The organism is Nocardia carnea (assembly GCF_029868855.1).
Classification (GTDB): Bacteria; Actinomycetota; Actinomycetes; order Mycobacteriales; family Mycobacteriaceae; genus Nocardia; species Nocardia carnea_A.
On record NZ_JARWOV010000304.1, the window covers coordinates 1 to 20708 of the forward strand.

Annotated in this window: 13 protein-coding genes; 9 read left to right on the forward strand and 4 right to left on the reverse strand. The window is 62.2% G+C overall.

Annotated features, from left to right (window positions below; genetic code table 11):
• The 6 genes from QH195_RS31105 to QH195_RS31130 all read left to right on the forward strand — a co-directional run.
• The coding region (locus tag QH195_RS31105) for a DUF1998 domain-containing protein (RefSeq protein WP_280437996.1) at nucleotides 1–2211 on the forward strand (2211 nt) is incomplete at its 5' end.
• Between the two features lie 3 nt (nucleotides 2212–2214).
• Nucleotides 2215–5031, forward strand: coding sequence for a helicase-related protein (locus QH195_RS31110; RefSeq protein WP_280437997.1), 2817 nt, complete (start codon nucleotides 2215–2217; stop codon nucleotides 5029–5031).
• Nucleotides 5028–8990, forward strand: a complete 3963-nt coding sequence (locus QH195_RS31115) for an Eco57I restriction-modification methylase domain-containing protein (protein ID WP_280437998.1) — start codon at nucleotides 5028–5030, stop codon at nucleotides 8988–8990. The genes QH195_RS31110 and QH195_RS31115 overlap by 4 nt, the downstream gene beginning before the upstream one ends.
• 44 nt (nucleotides 8991–9034) lie before the next feature.
• Nucleotides 9035–11215: an McrB family protein gene (locus QH195_RS31120; RefSeq protein ID WP_280437999.1), complete on the forward strand. Its 2181-nt coding sequence runs from the start codon at nucleotides 9035–9037 to the stop codon at nucleotides 11213–11215.
• Complete coding sequence (locus tag QH195_RS31125) at nucleotides 11190–12404, forward strand: McrC family protein (protein ID WP_280438000.1); 1215 nt, start codon at nucleotides 11190–11192, stop codon at nucleotides 12402–12404. Before QH195_RS31120 ends, QH195_RS31125 begins: the two co-directional genes overlap by 26 nt.
• Entirely contained in the window at nucleotides 12404–14497 is a 2094-nt protein-coding gene (locus QH195_RS31130; RefSeq protein ID WP_280438001.1) for a UvrD-helicase domain-containing protein, read from the forward strand. The genes QH195_RS31125 and QH195_RS31130 overlap by 1 nt, the downstream gene beginning before the upstream one ends.
• Nucleotides 14498–14628: 131 nt before the next feature.
• On the opposite strand, the gene QH195_RS31135 is transcribed toward QH195_RS31130, so the two are convergent.
• From QH195_RS31135 to QH195_RS31145, 3 genes are all read right to left on the reverse strand, one after another.
• A complete protein-coding gene (locus QH195_RS31135; protein WP_280438002.1) occupies nucleotides 14629–16725 on the reverse strand; it encodes an AIPR family protein in 2097 nt (698 codons plus the stop codon).
• 398 nt (nucleotides 16726–17123) lie between these two features.
• Nucleotides 17124–17312: a DUF397 domain-containing protein gene (locus tag QH195_RS31140; protein WP_280438003.1), complete on the reverse strand. Its 189-nt coding sequence runs from the start codon at nucleotides 17310–17312 to the stop codon at nucleotides 17124–17126.
• Nucleotides 17305–18186 (reverse strand): helix-turn-helix domain-containing protein, encoded by an 882-nt coding sequence (locus tag QH195_RS31145; RefSeq protein ID WP_280438004.1) that lies wholly within the window; start codon nucleotides 18184–18186, stop codon nucleotides 17305–17307. The genes QH195_RS31140 and QH195_RS31145 overlap by 8 nt, the downstream gene beginning before the upstream one ends.
• A 226-nt stretch (nucleotides 18187–18412) precedes the next feature.
• On the opposite strand from QH195_RS31145, the gene QH195_RS31150 reads away from it, so the two are divergent.
• Together QH195_RS31150 and QH195_RS31155 are read left to right on the forward strand one after the other, a co-directional pair.
• A complete protein-coding gene (locus QH195_RS31150) occupies nucleotides 18413–18745 on the forward strand; it encodes a hypothetical protein (RefSeq protein ID WP_280438005.1) in 333 nt (110 codons plus the stop codon).
• 78 nt (nucleotides 18746–18823) lie between these two features.
• Entirely contained in the window at nucleotides 18824–19792 is a 969-nt protein-coding gene (locus tag QH195_RS31155; RefSeq protein WP_280438006.1) for an aminoglycoside phosphotransferase family protein, read from the forward strand.
• Nucleotides 19793–19896: 104 nt separating this feature from the next.
• Here the strand turns inward: QH195_RS31155 and QH195_RS31160 are convergent, their stop codons facing one another.
• Nucleotides 19897–20145, reverse strand: coding sequence for a hypothetical protein (locus tag QH195_RS31160; protein WP_280438007.1), 249 nt, complete (start codon nucleotides 20143–20145; stop codon nucleotides 19897–19899).
• Nucleotides 20146–20170: 25 nt separating this feature from the next.
• On the opposite strand from QH195_RS31160, the gene QH195_RS31165 reads away from it, so the two are divergent.
• On the forward strand, nucleotides 20171–20608 hold the full coding sequence (locus tag QH195_RS31165; RefSeq protein WP_280438008.1) for an NUDIX domain-containing protein: 438 nt from the start codon (nucleotides 20171–20173) through the stop codon (nucleotides 20606–20608).
• Nucleotides 20609–20708: the final 100 nt, after the last annotated feature.

Sequence of the window (20708 nt, forward strand, 5' to 3'; positions counted from 1 at the left end):
GGCGTCGACATTGCCGATCTCAATGCTGTCGCGCTGCGCAATTTTACGCCGACAACGGCGAACAATTCGCAGCGCAGCGGCCGCGCCGGGCGCTCCGGTCAGCCCGCGCTGGTCGTGACCTATTGCGCGACGGGAAATTCACACGACCAGTATTACTTCCGGCGGTCGGCAGATATGGTCGCAGGTTCCGTGGCGGCCCCACGGCTCGATCTCACCAACGAGGCCCTGCTCGCGTCGCATCTGCATGCCGTGTGGCTGGCCGAGACCCGGGTGGATCTGCAGTCGCGGATGCCGCAGCTGCTTGCTCTCGAACTGCCCGGAATGCCGCTGCAGGAGGAGTTGCGCAAAACAGTTTCTGCACCCGATGCTGTCGAACGCGCGAAGCTTCGTGCAGCACAGGTGATCGCGCCGCTGATTCCGGAACTCCGCAAGACGTCGTGGTGGTACGAGCAGTGGGCGGATGAGGTAATCGTCGCGGCACCCGTCGCTTTCGACCGCGCGTGCGCCCGCTGGCGCGAGCTGTATCAGGCTGCGCTGGATGATCAGGAAGAGCAGAACCGTATTGTCCGGGACGTGTCGGCGACGCACCGGGAACGCAAGGCGGCCGAGTCCCGCCGTCTCGACGCCGAACGCCAGATGGTGTTGTTGCGAAACGAGGATTCGGACCGTACCCACTCGGACTTCTACACCTACCGCTATTTCGCGTCCGAAGGGTTTCTTCCCGGGTACAGCTTCCCTCGTCTCCCGCTGGCCGCCTACATTCCGGCGTTGAAGGCCGGCGGCACCCGCGCCGATGGTCAGTACTTGCAGCGGCCCCGCTTCCTGGCCATCCGAGAGTTCGGACCGGGCGCGATCATCTACCACGAGGGCGCGCGTTACCAGGTCAAACGCATCCAGGTGCCGACCACCTCGCATGGTGAGGGCATTGTCGACACCCAGAACACTCGCCGCTGTACGGAATGCGGCTACCACCACGTCGCCGAGCCAGGGTTGGACCGGTGCCAGTACTGCAATGCGCTGCTCGGACCACCCCAGTACGACCTGATGCGGATGCAGACCGTGTTCACTCGCCGCCGGGAACGCATCTCCAGCGACGAGGAGGAGCGCCGGCGCGCAGGGTTCGAGCTGCATACCTCCTACCGGTTCCACCACCACCACGGCTCCGAACCGAGCAGGCTTCGTGGCACCGTTCTGGCCGAAGGCCACGACACGCTTGCCGTTCTCGACTACGGCGACACCGCGACGGTCCGCGTGACGAACCTGGGGTTACGCCGCCGCAAGAATCCCGACGATCGCGGCTACTGGCTCGATACGGTTAAGGGCAACTGGCTGTCCGAGCGCGACGCCACCGACGCTTTCACGGCCGACGACGGCCTCGATCCGGTCACCTCATCGACTCGGCCGAAGAAGGTCATACCTTATGTCGAGGACACCCGCAATATTCTGGTGCTGCGCCTGGCCGGAGGGGTTACTGACGTGCAGGCCACTACGCTGCGCTATGCGATCGAGCGTGGCATCGAGGCCGAATTCCAGCTCGAGGACGGTGAACTGTCCAGCGAGGTGTTACCGGACCCCACTGGCCAGGCGCGGATGTTGTTCACCGAATCGGCCGAGGGCGGCGCGGGAGTACTGCGGCGGTTGCACGCAGAACCGGACGCACTGGCCCGCGCGGCTCGGCGAGCTCTCGATATTGCCCATTTCGATATTGACGGAAACGATGTGGGGCAGGCAGAAGGTGCTCGTGAACGGTGCGAGAAGGCGTGCTACGACTGCTTGCTGTCCTACGGCAACCAGAGCGAGCACGGACTGATTGACCGTCACAGCGTGCGCGAATTGCTGTTGCGACTTGAGAATGCAGTGGTCGAACCCGAGAACGAGATCAACGACCGTGCCGAACGGATCGAGGCAGTGCGCACCAAGCTGCGGTCCCCGCTCGAGCACAGACTTCTCGATCTGCTGGTCGAGCACGACCTCGCGCTGCCGAACCGCGTGCACGAATCCATCGAAGGCGCTGATATTGCGCCGGATATGGCGTTCACTGGGCCCGATGCGGGGTTGGCGGTATTTGTCGACGATCAGGCGACCCTTGCCACCGATATCGAGGACCGGTTCATCGACATCGGATGGTCGGTGCTGTGCCTGGCCGCTGACGATGATTGGTTGGCCAAGCTGCGTGAACACTCCTATGTCCTGGGAGAGGGAAGGAAGTAAACGATGGGCTTCGCCGCAGGAAATCTGGTGTCGGCACGAGGCCGGGAATGGGTTGTGCTGCCGGACAGCACCGATGACTTCCTGATCCTTCGCCCGCTGGGCGGTGCGGACGACGATATTGCCGGCGTGCTGGTCAGTGAGGGCGTAACGCCCGCGACCTTCCCCGCCCCCGATCCCGCCGATCTGGGCGACCATTACAGTGCGAGCCTGCTGCGCAGTGCGTTGCGTATCGGATTCCGTTCCACCGCAGGCCCGTTTCGCTGTCTGGCCAAGATCGCGGTGCAGCCCCGTGCCTACCAGTTGGTGCCCCTCATGATGGCGCTGCGTCAGGAGGTAGTGCGGCTACTCATCGCCGATGACGTCGGTATCGGTAAAACAATCGAAGCCGGACTGGTGGCCGCCGAGCTGCTCGAGGTGGGTGCGGCTCGCGGGCTGAGCGTGCTGTGCAGTCCAGCCCTGGCGGAACAGTGGCAGCGGGAGCTTCGGGAGAAGTTCGGCCTGGAGGCCGAGCTCGTGCTACCGAGCACAGTGCGGCGTCTCGAGCGCGCGCGACTGGGGACGGAGTCGATCTTCGAACATTTTCCGATCACGGTGGTCTCCACCGACTTCATCAAGAACTCGCGTCGCCGGCACGAGTTCTTACGCACCTGCCCGGATCTGGTGATCGTGGACGAGGTCCATACCTGCGTCTCCGACGGCATCCGTACCAGCACCGGACGTACTCAGCGTTACGAGCTGGTCCGCGATCTCGCCAGAAATCCCCAGCGTCACCTCGTCCTTGCCAGCGCCACCCCGCACAGCGGCAAGGAGGAGGCATTCCGTAACTTGCTCGGCCTGCTGGATCCGAGTCTGGAGACGATCGACCTCGACCAGGTTAAGGGCCGTGAGCGGCTTGCCAGACACTTCGTGCAACGTCGCCGGGCCGACATTCGCCGGTACCTCGACGAGGACACACCGTTTCCGAAGGACCGGCTGACCAAAGAAACCTCGTACACCCTCAGCTCCGAATACCGGGCACTGTTCGAGAAAGTGCTCGACTATGCCCGCGAGACGGTGCACTCGGAGAACGGCGACCTGGCCCGGCGCGTGAACTGGTGGTCGGCACTGGCGTTGCTGCGCGCCCTGGCGTCTTCGCCACGCGCGGCGGTGCAGACATTGCAGACCCGGGCGGCTGCCGCGGCCGCGGATACGCCGGCCGACGCCGACGCCATCGGTCGCGCAGTGGTGCTGGACCTCTCCGAGGACGAGTCCGGTGAGACACCGGACAGCACTCCCGGCGCGGATACAGGCGAGGATGGCGCGAACGCTACCGAGCGGCGGCTGCGTAGCTTTCTGTCCGCAGCCCGCAAGCTGGAAGGCAAATCCGACAACAAAATTCGTGCCCTCACCGGCGTGGTCAAGGATCTGCTGGCGCAGGATTGCGATCCGATCGTGTTCTGTCGCTTCATAGATACCGCCGAGTATGTGGCCGAACAGCTCGGCAAAGCACTCGGCAGCAAGGTCACCGTCCGCTCGGTCACCGGCACTCTGCCCCCAGACGAGCGGCTGGCCCGCATCGACGAACTGACCGCCACCCCCGGCCGCCATATCCTGGTGGCCACCGACTGCCTATCGGAGGGTGTGAACCTGCAGGAAGCGTTCCAGGCTGTGGTGCATTACGACCTCGCCTGGAATCCCACTCGGCACGAACAGCGTGAAGGACGCGTCGACCGCTTCGGACAGACCGCTGACGAGGTCCGCGCGGTCACCCTGTACGGCCGCGACAACCACATCGACGGCATCGTGCTCGATGTTCTCTTGCGCAAACACGAGGCAATTCGCAAGGCGACCGGTGTCTCGGTGCCGGTGCCGAACTCGAACGACGCGGTGGTGGAGGCCCTGATGGAGGGCCTGCTCCTACGCGGTCGCGACGCCGAGCAGTTGAGCCTCGATCTCGGAGTGCAGGCCAAACAGCAGGAGCTGTACGCCGAATGGGAGTCGGCGGCCGACCGGGAGACGGTCGCCAAAACCAAATATGCCCAGCATACGATCAAACCCGAAGAAGTCGCCGCCGAAGTCGGCGCCATCCGAGAATCTCTCGGCACCCCCGCCGAAGTTGCCGAGTTCACCGAGCACTCTCTACGCGCCCTGCGCGCCACCGTTACGCCGAACAGCGCCGGTTTCACCGCTACCCTCGCGACCTTGCCGATCGGTCTGCGCGATGCACTGCCCCCGGACCGCCGCGGCCCCCAGCGCTTCGTTCGCGACCTGCCCGTGCAGCCCGGGGAGGCCCTGTTGTCCCGTACCGATGCCTCCGTGGAGGCCATCGCGCGCTACGTCCTGGAATCGGCCCTCGACCCTAAGGCCGATGACGACGCGCGGCCTGCCCGACGCTGCGCGGTAGTGCGCACCGATGTCGTGCGCACCCGCACCACATTGCTGCTGGTTCGTTACCGATTCCATGTGCTGCTGCCCTCACGGGACGGAGGCCGGGAACTGGTCGCCGAGGATGTGGCCACCCTGGCGTTCGAAGGCTCACCCGCTCAGTCTCGCTGGTTGGAAGAGGAGTCCATGCCAGCGTTGCTGGCAGCGAAGCCAGCCGGAAACGTGCCCGAAACGCAGGCTCGCCAGTTCATTTCACGCAGTCTCGACGGACTAGGGGACTTGAACGAGTATCTGGAGGAGCACGGCAGGCTGCTGGCCGAGCGTCTGCTGCAATCGCATCGCCGTGTCCGGCAAGCGTCGTCGGAGATCGTGCGTGGTTTGAAGGTGACGGTGGAGCCGTCCGCGGATGTGCTCGGAGTGTTCGTGTACGTGCCGCAGGTGGGAGGGGCACAGTGAGTTCAGTGAAGGGCGCAGTGAATACCGAGTCGTTCGTGGGTGTCCGCATTCAAGGGGGCCTGTTGCCTGCGGACCTCTTGCAGAGGCTCACCCAGCCTGGTTCGGACGTAAGTGGATTGACGTCCAGTGACTATCACCTCGCCGCCGGAGAGTCGGTGCGCGACGCCGCCAACCGTGTGTGGGCCTATCTGAAGGGGGTCTGGGCCGGATACCGGGAAGCGCTGGCAAAGCTGCCGGATTCCGACGCCGCGACCGCACTCACCCGGGAACGGTTCACCCTCGTACTGCTGGACCAGCTCGGATACGGCCGTGTCCCGCGCACACCCAAAGGCGGTCTGGTCGCTACCGCCGGCGGCACTCCGGTCGCCGAAACCGCGCCGTACCCGATCTCCCACGTCTGGCAGCATGTACCGATCCACCTCCTGGGTGCGCGAGTACCTCTCGACACCCGAACCAAGGGTCTGCCGGGAGCCGCCGGAGCTTCCCCCCAAGCGATGGTCCAGGACGCGCTCAACCGTTCCGACGGCCATCTGTGGGCGATCCTGTCCAACGGCACGGTGTTGCGGCTGCTGCGCGACTCCACATCCCTGGTCGGCGCGGCTTATGTCGAGTTCGACCTCGAGGCGATCTTCGACGGCGACCTGTTCGCCGATTTCCTGTTGCTGTACACGCTGTGCCATGTCTCCCGAGTCGAGGTTCGTGACCCGGAGGTCGGCCCGGCGTCCTGCCGGCTCGAACAGTGGCGCACCGAGGCCTTCGAATCCGGTTCTCGCGCGTTGAACCTGCTGCGCGACGGGGTCGTGGCCGCGCTGCGCACTCTGGGATCGGGCTTTCTGTCGCACCCTGACAATGTGTCCCTGCGGCAGGACCTGGCCGATGGCAGGCTTGCCAAAGAGGACTTGCACCACGCCCTGTTGCGGGTCGTGTACCGGATGCTGTTCACCTTCGTCGCCGAGGACCGAGGCGTCCTACTGGACCCGGCAGCGCCACCAAGTGCGAGGAAGCGCTACACCGACTACTTCTCCACCGCACGTCTGCGCGCCACGGCGCAGCGTCGCTTCGGCGACCGCTACGGCGACAAATGGCAGGCGCTCACTCTGGTGTGGCGCGGCCTGGGCAGCGAGGCGGGCCTGCCCGAACTCGGTTTACCCGGACTCGGTGGCCTGTACGAACATGGGGAGCTGGATCGCCTCACCGATTGCGACCTCAATAACCACGCCCTGCTCAGCGCGGTGAAATCCCTGTCTACCGTCCAAGAACCGGCATCCCGGATGCTGCGGGTTGTCGACTACCGCAACCTCGGCGCGGAAGAGCTCGGGAGCATCTATGAGGCGCTGCTCGAATACGTGCCGCAGTGGGATCCGGCACGCAACAGCTACACCCTCGATATCGTGTCCGGAAACGAACGCAAGGACACCGGGTCCTACTACACGCCGACATCACTAGTTGAGTCGTTGCTCGACACCGCACTGGACCCGGTGCTCGACGACGCCGAGAAGAGTGACGCCCCCGAAGCCGCCCTGTTGCGCGTCACCGTCTGCGATCCGGCCTGCGGCAGCGGTCACTTTCTCGTCGGGGCGGCGCGCCGCATTGCGAAACGAGTTGCTGCGCTGCGGGCCGGGGATCCGGAGCCCACACCCAAGGCCATCCAGGAGGCGATGCGAGACGTGGTCTCGCACTGTATCTACGGCGTGGACATCAACCCCCTCGCCGCCGAACTGGCCAAAGTATCGCTGTGGATGGAGGCGATGGAACCGGGCCGACCGCTGGCCTTCCTCGACGCCCAGATCAAGGTCGGCAATGCCCTTGTCGGTGCCACCCCGTTGTTACTAGATCGCGGTGTGCCCGACGATGCGTTCAAACCACTCGAAGGTGACGATCGCAAGGTCACCGCTTCTCTCAAGAAGCAGAACAAATCCGAACGCGACTACGGCTCGCAGACCAGCCTGTTCGATCAGCCTGAGCGGATCTCGAACGACCCGTTGCGTTCCCGCATCGAGGACGTGATCGCCGCCAGACCGCTCTCCCTTGCTGATGTACACATTCAACAGCAGCGCCTGCGCTCGTATACCGCATCCGACGACTACCGCAGCCAGCGGTTGGCCGCCGACGCTTGGTGCGCGGCGTTCGTGTGGCCCAAGCACGAGGACGCGCCGAAAGCGATCACGCACGCTGTGCTGGCTGCAATCACGGCGGGCGATGATGTGCTCGACTCCGGAATGCGCGCCGAACTACAGCGAGTCGCCGCCGAATATCGGTTCTTTCACTGGCATCTCGAGTTCCCGCACATTTTCCCCACCGGCGGAGGAGGTGGCGTCAATACTGCCACCGGATGGTCGGGTGGGTTTTCAGTGGTGCTCGGTAACCCGCCGTGGGAGCGAGTGAAACTGCAAGAGCAGGAGTATTTTTCCGCGCGAAATCCGGATATCGCCACAGCACCGAACGCGGCAGCTCGCAAAAAGCTCATCGCTGACTTGCCGAATACTGATCCTGCTCTGCACCAGGCATTTATCGCCGAGAAACGTCGGGCTGACGGCATCTCACACCTGCTGCGCAACTCTGGGCGCTATTCGCTTACCGGCCGCGGCGACATCAACACCTACGCAGTGTTCGCCGAGACAGACCGCAACCTCCTGGCCGGGAACGGGCGGCTCGGAGTTATCCTGCCGACCGGCATCGCCACAGACGCGACAACCCAGCACTACTTCAAGGATCTGGTCGAGCGTGGATCGATCGCCAGTCTGTACGACTTCGAGAACGCCAAACCGATCTTCAACGGCGTGCACCGCAGCTTCAAGTTCTGCCTACTCACCCTCGCCGGTCGCGACATCCGAGAGCCCCGGGCCGACTTCGCCTTCTTCGCCCACGACCCCACCGACCTGCAACGAGCCGATGCTCGCTTCACCCTCTCTCCGGAGGAGATCATCCTGCTCAACCCGAACACCGGAACCTGCCCGGTGTTCCGCACCCGCCGCGACGCGGAGATCACCCTGGGTATCTACCGGCGGGTCCCTGTCCTCATCCGCGAAGGTGACCCGCTCGGCAACCCCTGGGGCATCAAGTTCATGCGTATGTTCGACATGTCCAACGACTCAGGGCTGTTCCACACGCGAGAGGAGCTGGAGCAGGACGGGTGGACGCTCCGCGGCAATGTGTTCGAACGCGGAGACCAGCGCATGCTTCCGCTATACGAGGCGAAGATGATTCACCACTTTGACCACCGATGGGCAACATACGAGAAGGACGGTACTGTCCACGACATCTCCTCTGGAGATAAGTCGGATTCGAACATCACCGCGCTGCCCCGATATTGGGTCGCGGAGCCCGAGGTGAGCGAGAAGGTTGCTGAGGACATTCCGTACCTGATCGGAATCCGTGATATTTGTCGAAGTACAGATGAAAGAACCTCTATCGCAACCAGGGTGCCTTGGACCGCAGTAGGGAACAATCTTCCCCTTGTCTTGTCCACTGAATCTGCCCGCGCTCAGCTGTCCCTTCAAGCTGCGATATCAAGTTTTGTATTCGATTATTGTGCCCGACTTAAAGTTGGTGGCACGCATATGAACTTCTTCATTATTGAGCAACTTCCGGCGCTTCCGCCTGCCATGCTGGTCCACGCTTGTGAATGGGCTGGAAACGAAACCGTCGGCGACTGGATTGCGTGCCGAGCAAGTAAGTTGAACGAAGAGTGGTCTTCTCCCCTGATGCGGACGCAGTGGCGAGCTGAGCTCGACGCCGCATTTTTTCATCTGTACGGCATTCCCCGTAGCGATGTCGAGTACATCATGGATACCTTCCCTATCGTCAAGCGCAAAGATGATGCGGCCTACGGCGAGTACCGCACCAAACGCTTAGTTCTGGATATCTACGACGCCATGGCCGAGGCCGAGCGCACCGGTGTGCCCTATCGGTCGACCTTCGACGGGGTCGCGCCTTCGGCAAGGGGCGAGCAGGAATGACGGATCCTATTTCCGCATCGTTGGGCCGGCCGGCCGGAGTCGCTGTGGCTTCACTCGGCCGACACATGGTTGAGGAGTGCCTCGGTGCAGGCGGCTCCATCCTCACCCCATCTCACCCGGTCTGGTCACGGGACAACCTGGCCGAACTACGGCGCGACTTCGTCGACCGTCCTGACGCCGGAGCGGGGAGTTTCTTCGACAAGCTCAGTAAGCAGCTGGCGAGCACATCGTCCCCCGCGGTCCAGCTGTTCGCCGAGTTGTTGCTGCTGAACCTGCTGCCGATTCAAAACCTGCGGGGCGATACGAAGATCGATCAGCTACATGCAGTTCTCGCGATGAGTGACATGCAGGTCTCCATCCCAGCGGAAATCGCCGAGACGCTTCGCGGTGGCGGCGTGTATCACGGTGGCCAGGCGTTCAACAACTACCGGTGGCTACAACTGCAGTATCTGATTGAGTTCGCGTCGTACTTCACGGATCTTCCCGAAAGCGAGCGACGACTCGCACTGGACGATCCATTGCGCTTCCGGGACGCCGCGAACTCTGTTGAAACAGGGCAAGCAGCGCAGCGTCAATCACTGCTGTACCTGGCCTTCCCGAGCTTCTACCTGCCTATCGTCAGCCCCACCCATCGGCGCCGAATCCGCGATGGGTTCACGGAATACCTCGACCACGAGCCTGGCGATGTCGACGAGGACCTGCACGACATCAACGAGGCACTCGTGCAGGAGCAAGGAGGTCCGGTCGACTTCTATCGCTCGCCATGGAGGGAACGCTGGGAGCCTCCGTCCGAGGCCGCTGGTCCGACGGACACCGTGCAACACGCCTGGCGTGTGCGTGGCTCCAATGTGCTCGGCTACGACCTGGTGCCGATGTGGCGGGAGAAAGGCATCGTATCTCTGTCGGCGCGGCTGCTCAGGCCCGTGGAACCCGGCATCACTCGGGAGGAACTCAAGGGCTACATCGAAGAGGATTACCGTACATCCGGGTACGCGGCCCGCCAGGAGAAGTTCGACGAGTTCTATGCCTTCCTGGCCCGGATGCATCCCGGCGATTTCGTGGTGACGTTCAGTCAGCGTCGTTTGTACTTCGGCACCGTCACCGGCGATGCGGAATACACCAAGAGCGAGGAAGGCCTGTCCAATCTGCGCCGCACCGTGAAGTGGGAGCCGCATTCGCTCCCTCTCGACTCCGTTCCCGACGAATTGACGGCGCTGCTGGATAGCCCGAGCGACGTCACCGACCTGTCCGCCCGGATCGACACGCTGCGCACCCTGGCAGAGCGCCGGCATGGTCCTGCGTTGGCCAAATCGGCGAACTTGCCCGACGCCACGCCGGAACTGGCGAAGCGGCTCCACGTCCCGCAGACGTGGATACAGGAATGCATCGAGCTGCTTCGCGACCGGCCTCAGCTCATTTTCTACGGGCCACCCGGCACCGGCAAAACCTATCTGGCACAAAAGATTGCCGAGCACATTGCGCCCGACGGAAACGTCACCGTCGTGCAGTTCCATCCGGCGTACTCCTACGAGGACTTCTTCGAGGGCTACCGGCCGGTTCCGCTCGGCAACGGCCAGATCGGCTTCGACCTCAAACCCGGCCCGCTGCGCCGCATAGTGGACAAGGCGGTGGAGAACCCGACAGCGGTGTATGTACTGATCATCGACGAGATCAACCGCGGAAATCTTGCGAAGATCTTCGGTGAGCTGTACTTCCTGCTGGAATACCGAAATACGTCCATCGACCTGCTTTATCGGCCGGAGACCGAGGGCGGGTTCTCGCTACCGCGCAACCTGGTGCTGATAGGCACCATGAATACGGCCGACCGGTCGATAGCGCTGGTGGACGCTGCCATGCGTCGCCGCTTTGCCTTCGTCCCCCTCCATCCCAGTGAGTCACCGACAAACGGAATCCTGCGCAGTTGGCTGGCCGACCAGGGCTACGACATCACCGTTGCCGATCTGCTCGACGCGCTGAACAGTCGCATCGCCGACACCGATTTCAAGATCGGGCCGTCGTACTTCATGCGGCCCGCCGTGTTCGCACCAGGTGGGCTCGAGCGTGTGTGGCGCACGGCGATCCTCCCGCTGCTCGAGGAGCACCATTACGGTGATCGCACCATTGACGTCAACGAAACCTACGGCCTCGCCACCATCCGCCGGAGCATCGAACCAGCGGATGCGGATTCGGAGTACGACGGTGGAAACGCGGCTGACGCTGGTTGAGGGCGAACCCGCGCAGCGGGTCGCCCTCAGTGATGTCGAGTACACCGCGCTGCAGCGGCTCGGCATCGCGGCTGTTGTGCCGACCACCGCGCCCGGTGTTTACGAGCTATCGGCGAGTCGCAAGGTCGGCGTGGTCGCCTTCGGTGGCCGCGAGCTGCTGGTTCGGCCGAAAATTCACGACATCGAGCGTCTTGTCTTCCTCATCGGCTATGCCCTCAACCCAGCTGTCTGGCGCGACGACCCGGTACGTCTCGACACTGCCGACGAGCTACTGCCCGCACTCGCGGAAGCGTTCTCCCGTCTCGCGACCCGGGCGGCTGAACAGGGCCTGCTCATGGGATACCACACCGTCACCGATACGTTGCCGGTGCTGCGCGGTCGATTGCGGACAAGCGTCCAGATGGGTCGCAGACACGGTATGGCGCTTCCGTTGGCGGTCGAATACGACGAATTCTCCACCGATATCGCCGAGAACCGGCTGCTTCTTCTCGCGACGACCCGCCTGTTGACCGTGCCACGATTGACCGAGCCCGCCCGTAAACGCCTGCATAGACTGCGGAGGGCCTTTGCCGAGGTCACCCTGCTGCCCCGCGGTGCCGCGGTGCCGGCCTGGCAACCCAGCCGTGTCAACGCCCGCTTCCACGACTGCCTGCGACTGGCCGAACTCGTGCTCGCCGCAGAATCGTTCGAACATCGGTTCGGATCCCTCACCGTTACTGGCTACATGTTCGACATGTGGAAGATCTACGAGGACTTCGTGTGCACCGCGTTGAGCGAATCCCTGGCGCCGTACGGTGGTCCCTGTGCGCTTCAGCACCGTATGCCGCTGGATACCGCCGCGGAGGTCATTATGCGCCCGGATCTGGTTTGGTTCCGCCCGAACCGCACTCCCCGTGCGATCATCGACGCGAAGTACAAGGTGGAATCGCCCGCCGGTTTCCCCGACGCCGACTTGTATCAAATGCTCGCCTACTGCACGACGACTGGTCTCGACCATGGGCACCTGGTGTACGCGAAAGGCAATGCCGTCCAGCGAGTCCACCGCATTCTCGGCAGTTCGGTCACCATCCACTGCCACGCGCTGGATCTGTCACTGTCCCCGAGCGACCTGCTCGCCGCAGTCGACGACCTCGCCGCTCGCATCGCGGCGCAGCCGCGTGCCGATACCGTCCTGGCGAAGGAGACGTGATGGCGACCCTCGCGATCGACAAAGATTTCCTACTAGACTTCGGTCGACTCGACCGCTCCCTCCAGGACAAGGTGGCCGGAGTATTCGAGAAATTCGAAGCCGCCACCCACGCCGGTGTCCACTTGGAGAAGATCAACCATGCACGCAACCCGCGGTTCCGCTCCATCCGGATCGATCGGTTCTGGCGGGGCATCGTGCTCGCGCCCGAATCAGGCCAGACCTACACTCTGCTGAAAGTCCTTCCGCACGACGATGCCTACACATGGGCGCAGCGACGCGACGTTTCGGTGAACCGCGCGACCGGTGGTATCGAAATCCGCGACGAGGTCGCGTTCACCGAAGCGCTGCCCGCTGTAAGCGCTGCCGCCGAGCAGACCACCCAACGGCTGTTCGCTCATGTCAATGAGACCGATCTGGAACGATTGGGAATCGACGATCGCACCCGCGAGTTCGCTCGCACGCTCAGCACTGTGGAGGAGCTCGAAGCCGCGCAAGAGTTCCTGCCCACCACACAATGGCAGGTCTTGTACGGTCTGGCTGCCGGCATGACACCCGATGAGGTGTGGGCGGATCTGGGCGCAGACCTGATCTCCGAGCCCATTGACACCGATGACCTGGACGCCGCGATTGCCCGTAGCACCGGCCGTATCCTGCTCGTCGACGGACCCGATGAACTCATGGCGGTCTTCGCGGACCCTTTCGCGCTGTGGCGGATCTACCTGCACCCGGCCCAGCAGTCCATCGTCGATGCCGCCTACAGCGGTCCGGCGCGCGTTACCGGTGGTCCGGGAACCGGGAAAACCGTAGTAGCACTGCATCGCGCGAAACGGCTGGCCGAACGCGGTGATGGCAAAGTTCTCGTCACCACCTTTACCTCCACACTCGCCGAATCCCTTGAGGACGGCGTCCTCATGCTGGTTGACGAACCCGCGCAGGCGTCACGCATTGTCGTCCAGCACATCGACCGTATTGCACACCGCGTCTTCCGTGATACGCATGGCATGCCGCGGATGGTGAAGGCCAGTGACGAAGTGACGCTGTGGCGCGAAGCCCACGCCGCCCATCCGACACCATTCACAGAAACATTCCTCGCCGAAGAATGGCGGCACGTGGTATTGGCCCAGCAGGTCACCACCGAAGCCGACTACCTCGCCGCCGGCCGTCGTGGTCGGGGACGCCGATTGAGCTCAGGTCAAAAACATCAGGTTTGGGCCGCGATCGAGGCTTTCGAACAGCTCCTCGACACCCGAGGCATGTGGACTCATGAAACCGTCCGCCGGGAGGCCACGCGCATCCTGCAGGCCACTTTGGTGAAGCCATACCGCTACATCGTTGTCGACGAGGCCCAAGACCTCAGCCCGGACCAGTGGCGTCTTCTCCGCGCCGCTGTGGCCCAACAACCGGACGATCTCTTCATCGCCGGCGACGTCCACCAACGGATCTATGACAACCATGTCTCGTTGCGCGAGGTAGGCGTCAATATCGCGGGTAGGGCGCGCCGACTATCCATCAACTATCGCACCACCGCAGAGATCTTAGGGTGGAGCCTGGGCCTTATCCGCGACGAAAGTATCGACGACATGGACGGGGGGTTGGATTCTCTCGCAGGTTGCCGTTCCGAAGTTCACGGCGACCGGCCGGAAGTATCCGGATTTCCTTCCGAAGATGCGGAACTCGACCACATAGCCGAAACGATCCGCTCTTGGCTCGCGTGCGGCGTTGCCGCTGATGAGATCGGCGTAACCACTCGCACGAGGCAATTCGGTGAGAGTGTCGAGCGGAAATTGCGCGCCATGCGGATATCCACCAGCCTTCTCGCGAAGGGCGCGCCCTCACCGGGAGCAGTTTCCATTGGCACCATGCACCGAATAAAGGGCCTCGAATTCCGCTGCCTCGTCGTCGCAGGCGTCAACATCGAAAGCGTTCCTGCTCTCGCGGCGGTCACTTCCATCGACGAAGATCCGCACTCCCACAGCTTGGGTCTACTGCGTGAACGTAGCCTTTTGTTCGTGGCCTGCACTCGCGCTCGAGAGCAATTGCTGGTGACATGGCACGGGAGCCCGAGCATGTTCCTTAGGTTGGGCAACCGGTAGATTCCTTGGGCTACGGTGCAGGCAGTCGAGTAATCCTGGCCCGGCTGTGAGCTGGCATTTGTTCATAACTGAAACCGCCCATAGGGGTTGACCGGCTAGGTTTCCCGTGAATCCGGGCAGCCCGAGTTCAACTATTCTTCGTTGCCTGATGAAGTTTTTGGAGGTGTGATCGATTTAATGTAATCTCGGTAGGTGTGGTCGTTGCGTGTCCTCCAATCCAGGGTGCCATTTGATTGCACACCTTTCATCACGTTGGCAGCGTCCGATGGGGAGTCGAACAGCTCATCCCTAGTTAGAATGAATCGACCAGGGTCACCGGGGATCAGTACAAGTGTGTCTATGAAGTTCTGTCGTGTGTCGCGATAGCGGGGCGCCAATGAGGGGGTATTTTCACTGGACGCGATTGAACCCTTTTGGACGAGGAAACCGCCACTGCATCGGTAACCGCGTGCAAAAACTCCCCGGGTATCCAATATGAATGTGGGTTCAGAAGCTGGCTTCTTAAATAAAGGTCGGAGGCGTGAAATATCTGGTTCTGGTTGATCCATGCTCCGAAGTGTTTGTTTCAGAAGCCGCTCCGCGGATATCTGTTGCAGTAGTAGTTTTGCGATCCTCTGTTGGTCGTTCACAGGTGTATATTGCTTATCGAGATAGCTGTACACATGGTTGGTCAGCGTTTGTAAAATTAGGCTGGTAATGCGATTTGCCTTCCCGAGCTCGGGTGACCAATCGACATCTATGTGGGCGATCTTGGATGTATCAAGGCTTTTGAATACGGCATGTGCGATGAGCCGGTTGCCGTGAACTGCGACCGCCTTCTTCATTTCGTCGCCCGAGGAGTCGATGCTATCCAGTACCTCATCCACAACGCGAAGCACTTGTATCTTGCGCCGCACCTCTGGCGCAGATGTACGCCAATCGAACAATTGGGTGTAAGGCGCTGATGTTGTCGACTCCCAAAGTTGGCTCATTGCTGTCTTTGCGAGGCGCGAAAGTTCCACAGAAATTGAGCACGCCTGAGCGGAAACAGCCTCCTCGACTGAGAATCCATACTCACCGAGTGGCACGAAATCGGTACTGCGGAGTCGATACGAGCTATCGTAGGCAAGCCGGAATTCTTTCTGCAGCCGAACCTGTTCAGGATCTAATGCAAGGTAGTCCTTTGGGTACACCCTGTTCTGTGAGTTTGCCGTATATGTGACTGTAGGGCCGAGACCTTCGGGAGATTCGGCCAGGGCAATGAAGCGAACAGAAACGCGTGCCTCAGCGACAGCATCGGGCCGTTCTTTCCACGCGCGGTGCGCTTGCGTTACTGTCTGGGCGCCGTTGACAATGCTAACCCCGTCGAAACGAAATAGTGTTCCTTCGCCGGAAGTTCCCGGTGCCTTCGGCCAGTTCTCGCAGAGAATTGTGACGCCGTTATTGAGATACCAGAACTTTTGAGGTTCCTGAACTAACGTTCTATATATCTGCTCGTTGATTTCAGTGGTTCCGAGCGATGTCCGAATGTTGTCGGCGAACAGCTCGGTGCCATGTAGCTCGTACCATCGAGCCAAGGCACTGGCCGAAATCCTTCCATAGAGCGCCTTATAGGGGGATCCGAATTCTCTCCATTCATGAAGTCGTGCTTCGACGGTGGGTGCTGGAGTTTCGGAATCAACGACGACTTGACGATATAGGTCGCTTAAACGCAACTGCCGGGTTGTCACGGTTTCTTTGTCGGAAAGTCGTCTTCGAATAACTGCGTTGACGCTGGAGTCGATGTCTCGGTCGGAAGTCGCGGCAATTACAATCACCACGGTAACTTCCGGGGTGTTTAGGGTGTGATGCAGCTGCTCGAGTATGGCCGTTCCGCGCTTGTTCTCGGGATGGAGCCTTCCCGCCAACAGCGACTCTACACCGTCAATAACCTTGTGTGCTTCGCCAACGTCGATGACTTTGTTGCCGGCGCCATGCCATTTCGCTTGAACCACGTAGATCTTTCTGCCGTCCGGGTCCAGGGCGATGGCATCGATGCCATCGTCCTGGCTTCCGTCCGTTCCGCAGTTAACCGCCTCCGGAATATCGAGGCCTGTCAGGACCCGCACAGCCATCGCGGCAATCCCGCGAGATAACAGTTGTTTGTCGTTTTCTTGACCATCTCTGTGAATATGGTGGAGGTAATCGCGTTTGATGGCGCTTCTCAGGCATTTGATCTGGAGTCTGGAGTCGTATCCCCCGGCAGTCACGATGTAGGAGCGTACCCGATCCGGTAGTAGCACAGAGACTTACGGTCATTAGCGCTCGCTGGGCCCAATCGCTCAAGTTCCGCCGAACGTTGGTTCCAGCTGGGCGCCATGGCCCTGCTGATTCAAGCCTTCGCCTGTGTTGTGGACCGCGGTTGCCGATGGGGCAGGAGTGCGGCGGTAGGAGATCGCCGTGGCTAGTTGATCGAGTCCGCACGGCCGGTCACACGCGATCACAACCTAACCAGCTGCCCTCGCCAGTGCTGATGCCCTACTTGGTAAGAGCAGACGCCCCGAACGCCGGTCGGGTTGCCCGCGACGCCGTGTCTTGCTCGGATTGCTGCCACCGGAACGGAGGTCGCCGAGAACCCGCGGGTCCACAGAGGCCAGATATCTCCTCGTCAGCGCCTCTTAGTGGCCGCGACGAATGCCTTCCATTCAGTGGGCGAGATGACGAGGACCCCAGCTCCCGGGTTCTTGGAATCACGAACTCCTACCGCTCCATCGTCCAAGTGCGCGATCTCGACGCAATCCTTCGTTCCGGTGCTGTAGCTGCTTTTGAACCAGTTCACGCTGGATAGGTCATGCACTTTCGTACTCCTCTGCGATCTCCCGGATCAGGGCCCGGCTGTCCTTGTTGTCCAGGGCTCGGCGCCCGATCTCGGCACGGACTTCACGATACTGGGCGATCTCGGAGGGCTTCTCAAGATATAGGTCCCCGGTGTAGCCCTGCACGTACACCACGGGTGGCGTACTGAGGTCGGCCTTCGGGTGGCGGGGGAACTCCAGTAGCACGAACGACCCGACGATCAGCCCCTTGTACGTGCCGATCGCGGCGGGCACAACCCGGATCGAGACGTTGGGCCGTTGACTGACCGCGTCGAGATGTCGCAGCTGTTCGGCCATGACCGAAGTACTGCCGGTAACCCGGCGCAGCACGGATTCGTCGATCAGTACGTCCATGTCCAACGGATTTCGGTCGTCGGTGAGCCGCGCTTGACGCTGGAGTCCGCCGGCCAGCGTTCGTTCGACCTCGTCGGCGGGCGCGTTGGGCAGTTCCAGCCAGATCAGCGCGCGCCGGTACTCGGGAGTGTGCAGCAGCCCCGGCAGGAAGGTTGTCTGGTACGAGGTGAGCCGGTTCGCGGAGTCCTCCAGGCCGACGAACAGGCCGAAATCCTTCGGGATGGTATCGGTGAAGGCACACCACCAGCCGTTGGTCTTGGTCTCCTCGATGAGCCCGAGTAGGGCCGAGGTCACCTCCGGCGCTGCGCCGTACAGCTGACAGAGCCGTTCCAGTAGCACCGGGTTGAGCCGAACCTGCTGCCCGGTTTCGATCCTCCACAGCGTCGACTTCCCGACCGCAATGGCGGCTGCTGCGGCAGCCATTGTGATCCCAGCTTGCTCCCGTAGCTCCGCCAACTGTCTGCCAAGCAGTCGTCGCGGAAGTGTCGCCCCAACGGTCATCGCCCCTCCTGGCGGTTTCAACTGAAACCAGAATCGCACGCCAGACGAAACCGTGGACGCTTTGTCCGAAACGTTTTAGTTGGAACCTTGCGCTCGGTCTTGCCGTAGGGGTTCCCTGGAAGTCGACCCCGGCACGAGCTCCGAAAACGTTTCGCTGCAGCTGCTTCCAGCGGGCGCTCATCGAGTCCGGGTCCGATTCACCCACACCCCTGAGGAGGGCACACCCGTGTCTGCATTTGTTCATGCTGCCCGCCGTCGGGCGGCCATTGCCTACGTTCGACGCGATCTGCCCGGATCCGGGGCGGATCTTCATGAGCTTGCCGAGCGGCACGGCTACCGGCTCGTGTTCACGGTGATCGCCGATACCGGCCCGGTTCTGTCGGGGCTCATCGTTGCTCAGCATATTTGCGAACACGACGCCGAAGCTGTGGTCGTACCGGGCTTCCAGCATGCCGAAGCTATCCGGAGCTTGGTCACCGACCTGGCCGCGCTCGTCACCCCGATGCAGCTCTATCCACGCGGTTTTCGCTGGCCGGCTGTGGAACCCGGAGGGAGCTGATGTCGGTCTGGGATCTCCTGCTGCTTGTCTTGGCGCTCGCGCTGGTGTGCCTCACGGCGGCGCTGTCATGGACCGGCGATGATCGCTGACCGGAATCGAAGCTCGCCCGCGATGACAGTGCCTCTCGCTCCCGAGCGGCTCGAAAAGGCGATCATCTTTCTCCGGGGTGAAGAAAACGGCCGGGTGTGGCTCGATGCGCTACCGGATCGGATCGCGAGCTACGCCGCCCGATGGGGTCTACGGTTGGAGAGCATCGCTGACAGCGGAGCCATGTCGTGCTGCGTGTATTCGGTCACTGCTGACGGAACGGCTGCGGTGCTGAAGATTCCCGTCGACCAGCAGTCCGGGACCACCGAGATGGCCATGCTTGATCGCTGGTCGGCATCGGGGGCGACGCCGGACATCCTTAACGCTGACGAGGACTCGGGTGTTTTCCTGATGTCCCGGATCGTGCCGGGTGAGATTGCCTGGCCCGTGCACGGTGCCGGCGATTCGAAGCAACTCGGCGAGCTGCTGAGCAGGCTGAATCCTCCCGGGCTACCCGAGCCGTCGAAGCTGAAGGATCTCGCCGATATTGTCTGGATGCGCATCGACTGGGCGCGCGAACGTTTCGCTGACGAACGCTATGCCGATGCCATGGAACGGTTCGGGGCCACGACACATCTGGCGCGGGCAGAGCGAATGCTCGAGCTGCTGCTCAGCACCGGAATCGGGCGGCATGTTCTGCATGCGGACCTGCAGGCGAAGAATATTCTCCAAGGGCCGGGTAGTTGGTACACGATCGATCCGCTCGGGGCGGTGGGGGATATCAATGCCGAGGCGGGGCTGTGGGTGGCGATCCAGGACGGGCCGGTATCGATTCCGGATCGGCTGGGCGAGCTCCGCGCGCACCCGCTGCTCGACGAAAACCGGCTTTACGCCTGGACCTACGTGTTCGCGGTCGCCGAGTATCGTTCCTATCTCCCGGCGTCCGGTGACCGGATGGAGTCATTCGTCAAGGCGGTGGATCCCGCCGAGATCATGAATCGCGTTCAGCCGAATCGGTAACGCCCGCGGATCGGGGTCTATTCGGCCCCTCCTGGTACGGGATGGCTCTGGAATAACGGCCCGAGGAACTCGGCGGAATCCCCGTCGAACGCATCCACCAAGCGCTACGGGCCGAAGGCTGCCGCGAAATCGGCCGACCGGGTTCCACCTGTCCGCTCAACCTGCTGGAGCTCTTCCAGACACCCGGTACCCTCTTCCCCGATTACGCGGGTGAATTCTCCTATCGACCGGGAGATTTCCCGCGCGCCGAACGCCTGCACCACCACACCCTCAAGCTCCCTGTGTGGCACCGCGAACACGACCTCCCCCTCGTCGACCGCTACCTCGACGCCTTCGAAAAAGTCATCCACCACGCCGACCACCTGAAAGGGTGAACCTATGACGAGCCGTATCGAAGATCTCGCCACTGAAGCCGAACGCGACGGCGTCCAGCAACTCGTCGTCGGCGCGGTCGTCGAACACGACGGATGTATCCTGCTGCTGCGCCGCCCCGGCAACGACTTCATGGGCGGCATCTGGGAACTGCCCAGCGGCAAAGTCGACCCCGGCGAAAACCTCGACCAAGCCCTCGCCCGCGAAGTCGAAGAGGAAACCGGTCTCCGGGTCACCGGCATCGGCCGCTACATCGACAGCTTCGACTACCGCTCCGGCAGCGGAAAACGCAGCCGCCAATTCAACTTCACCGTCCACTGCGCCGCCTTCGAACCCATCCGGCTCACCGAACATGACGCCTACACCTGGACCCCACTCACCGAAGAACCCCCCGTGACCCACGCCGTCAAACAGACCCTCACCGCGTATCGAAACGCCGACTGAACGCGCGCGGTCGTCCGTCCGCCTGTTGTGGCGGCAGACTCCCAACAGACACGGGACATTCGTGCATACCTGGTAGGTAAGGCTCCCGTCTGGAATTCAC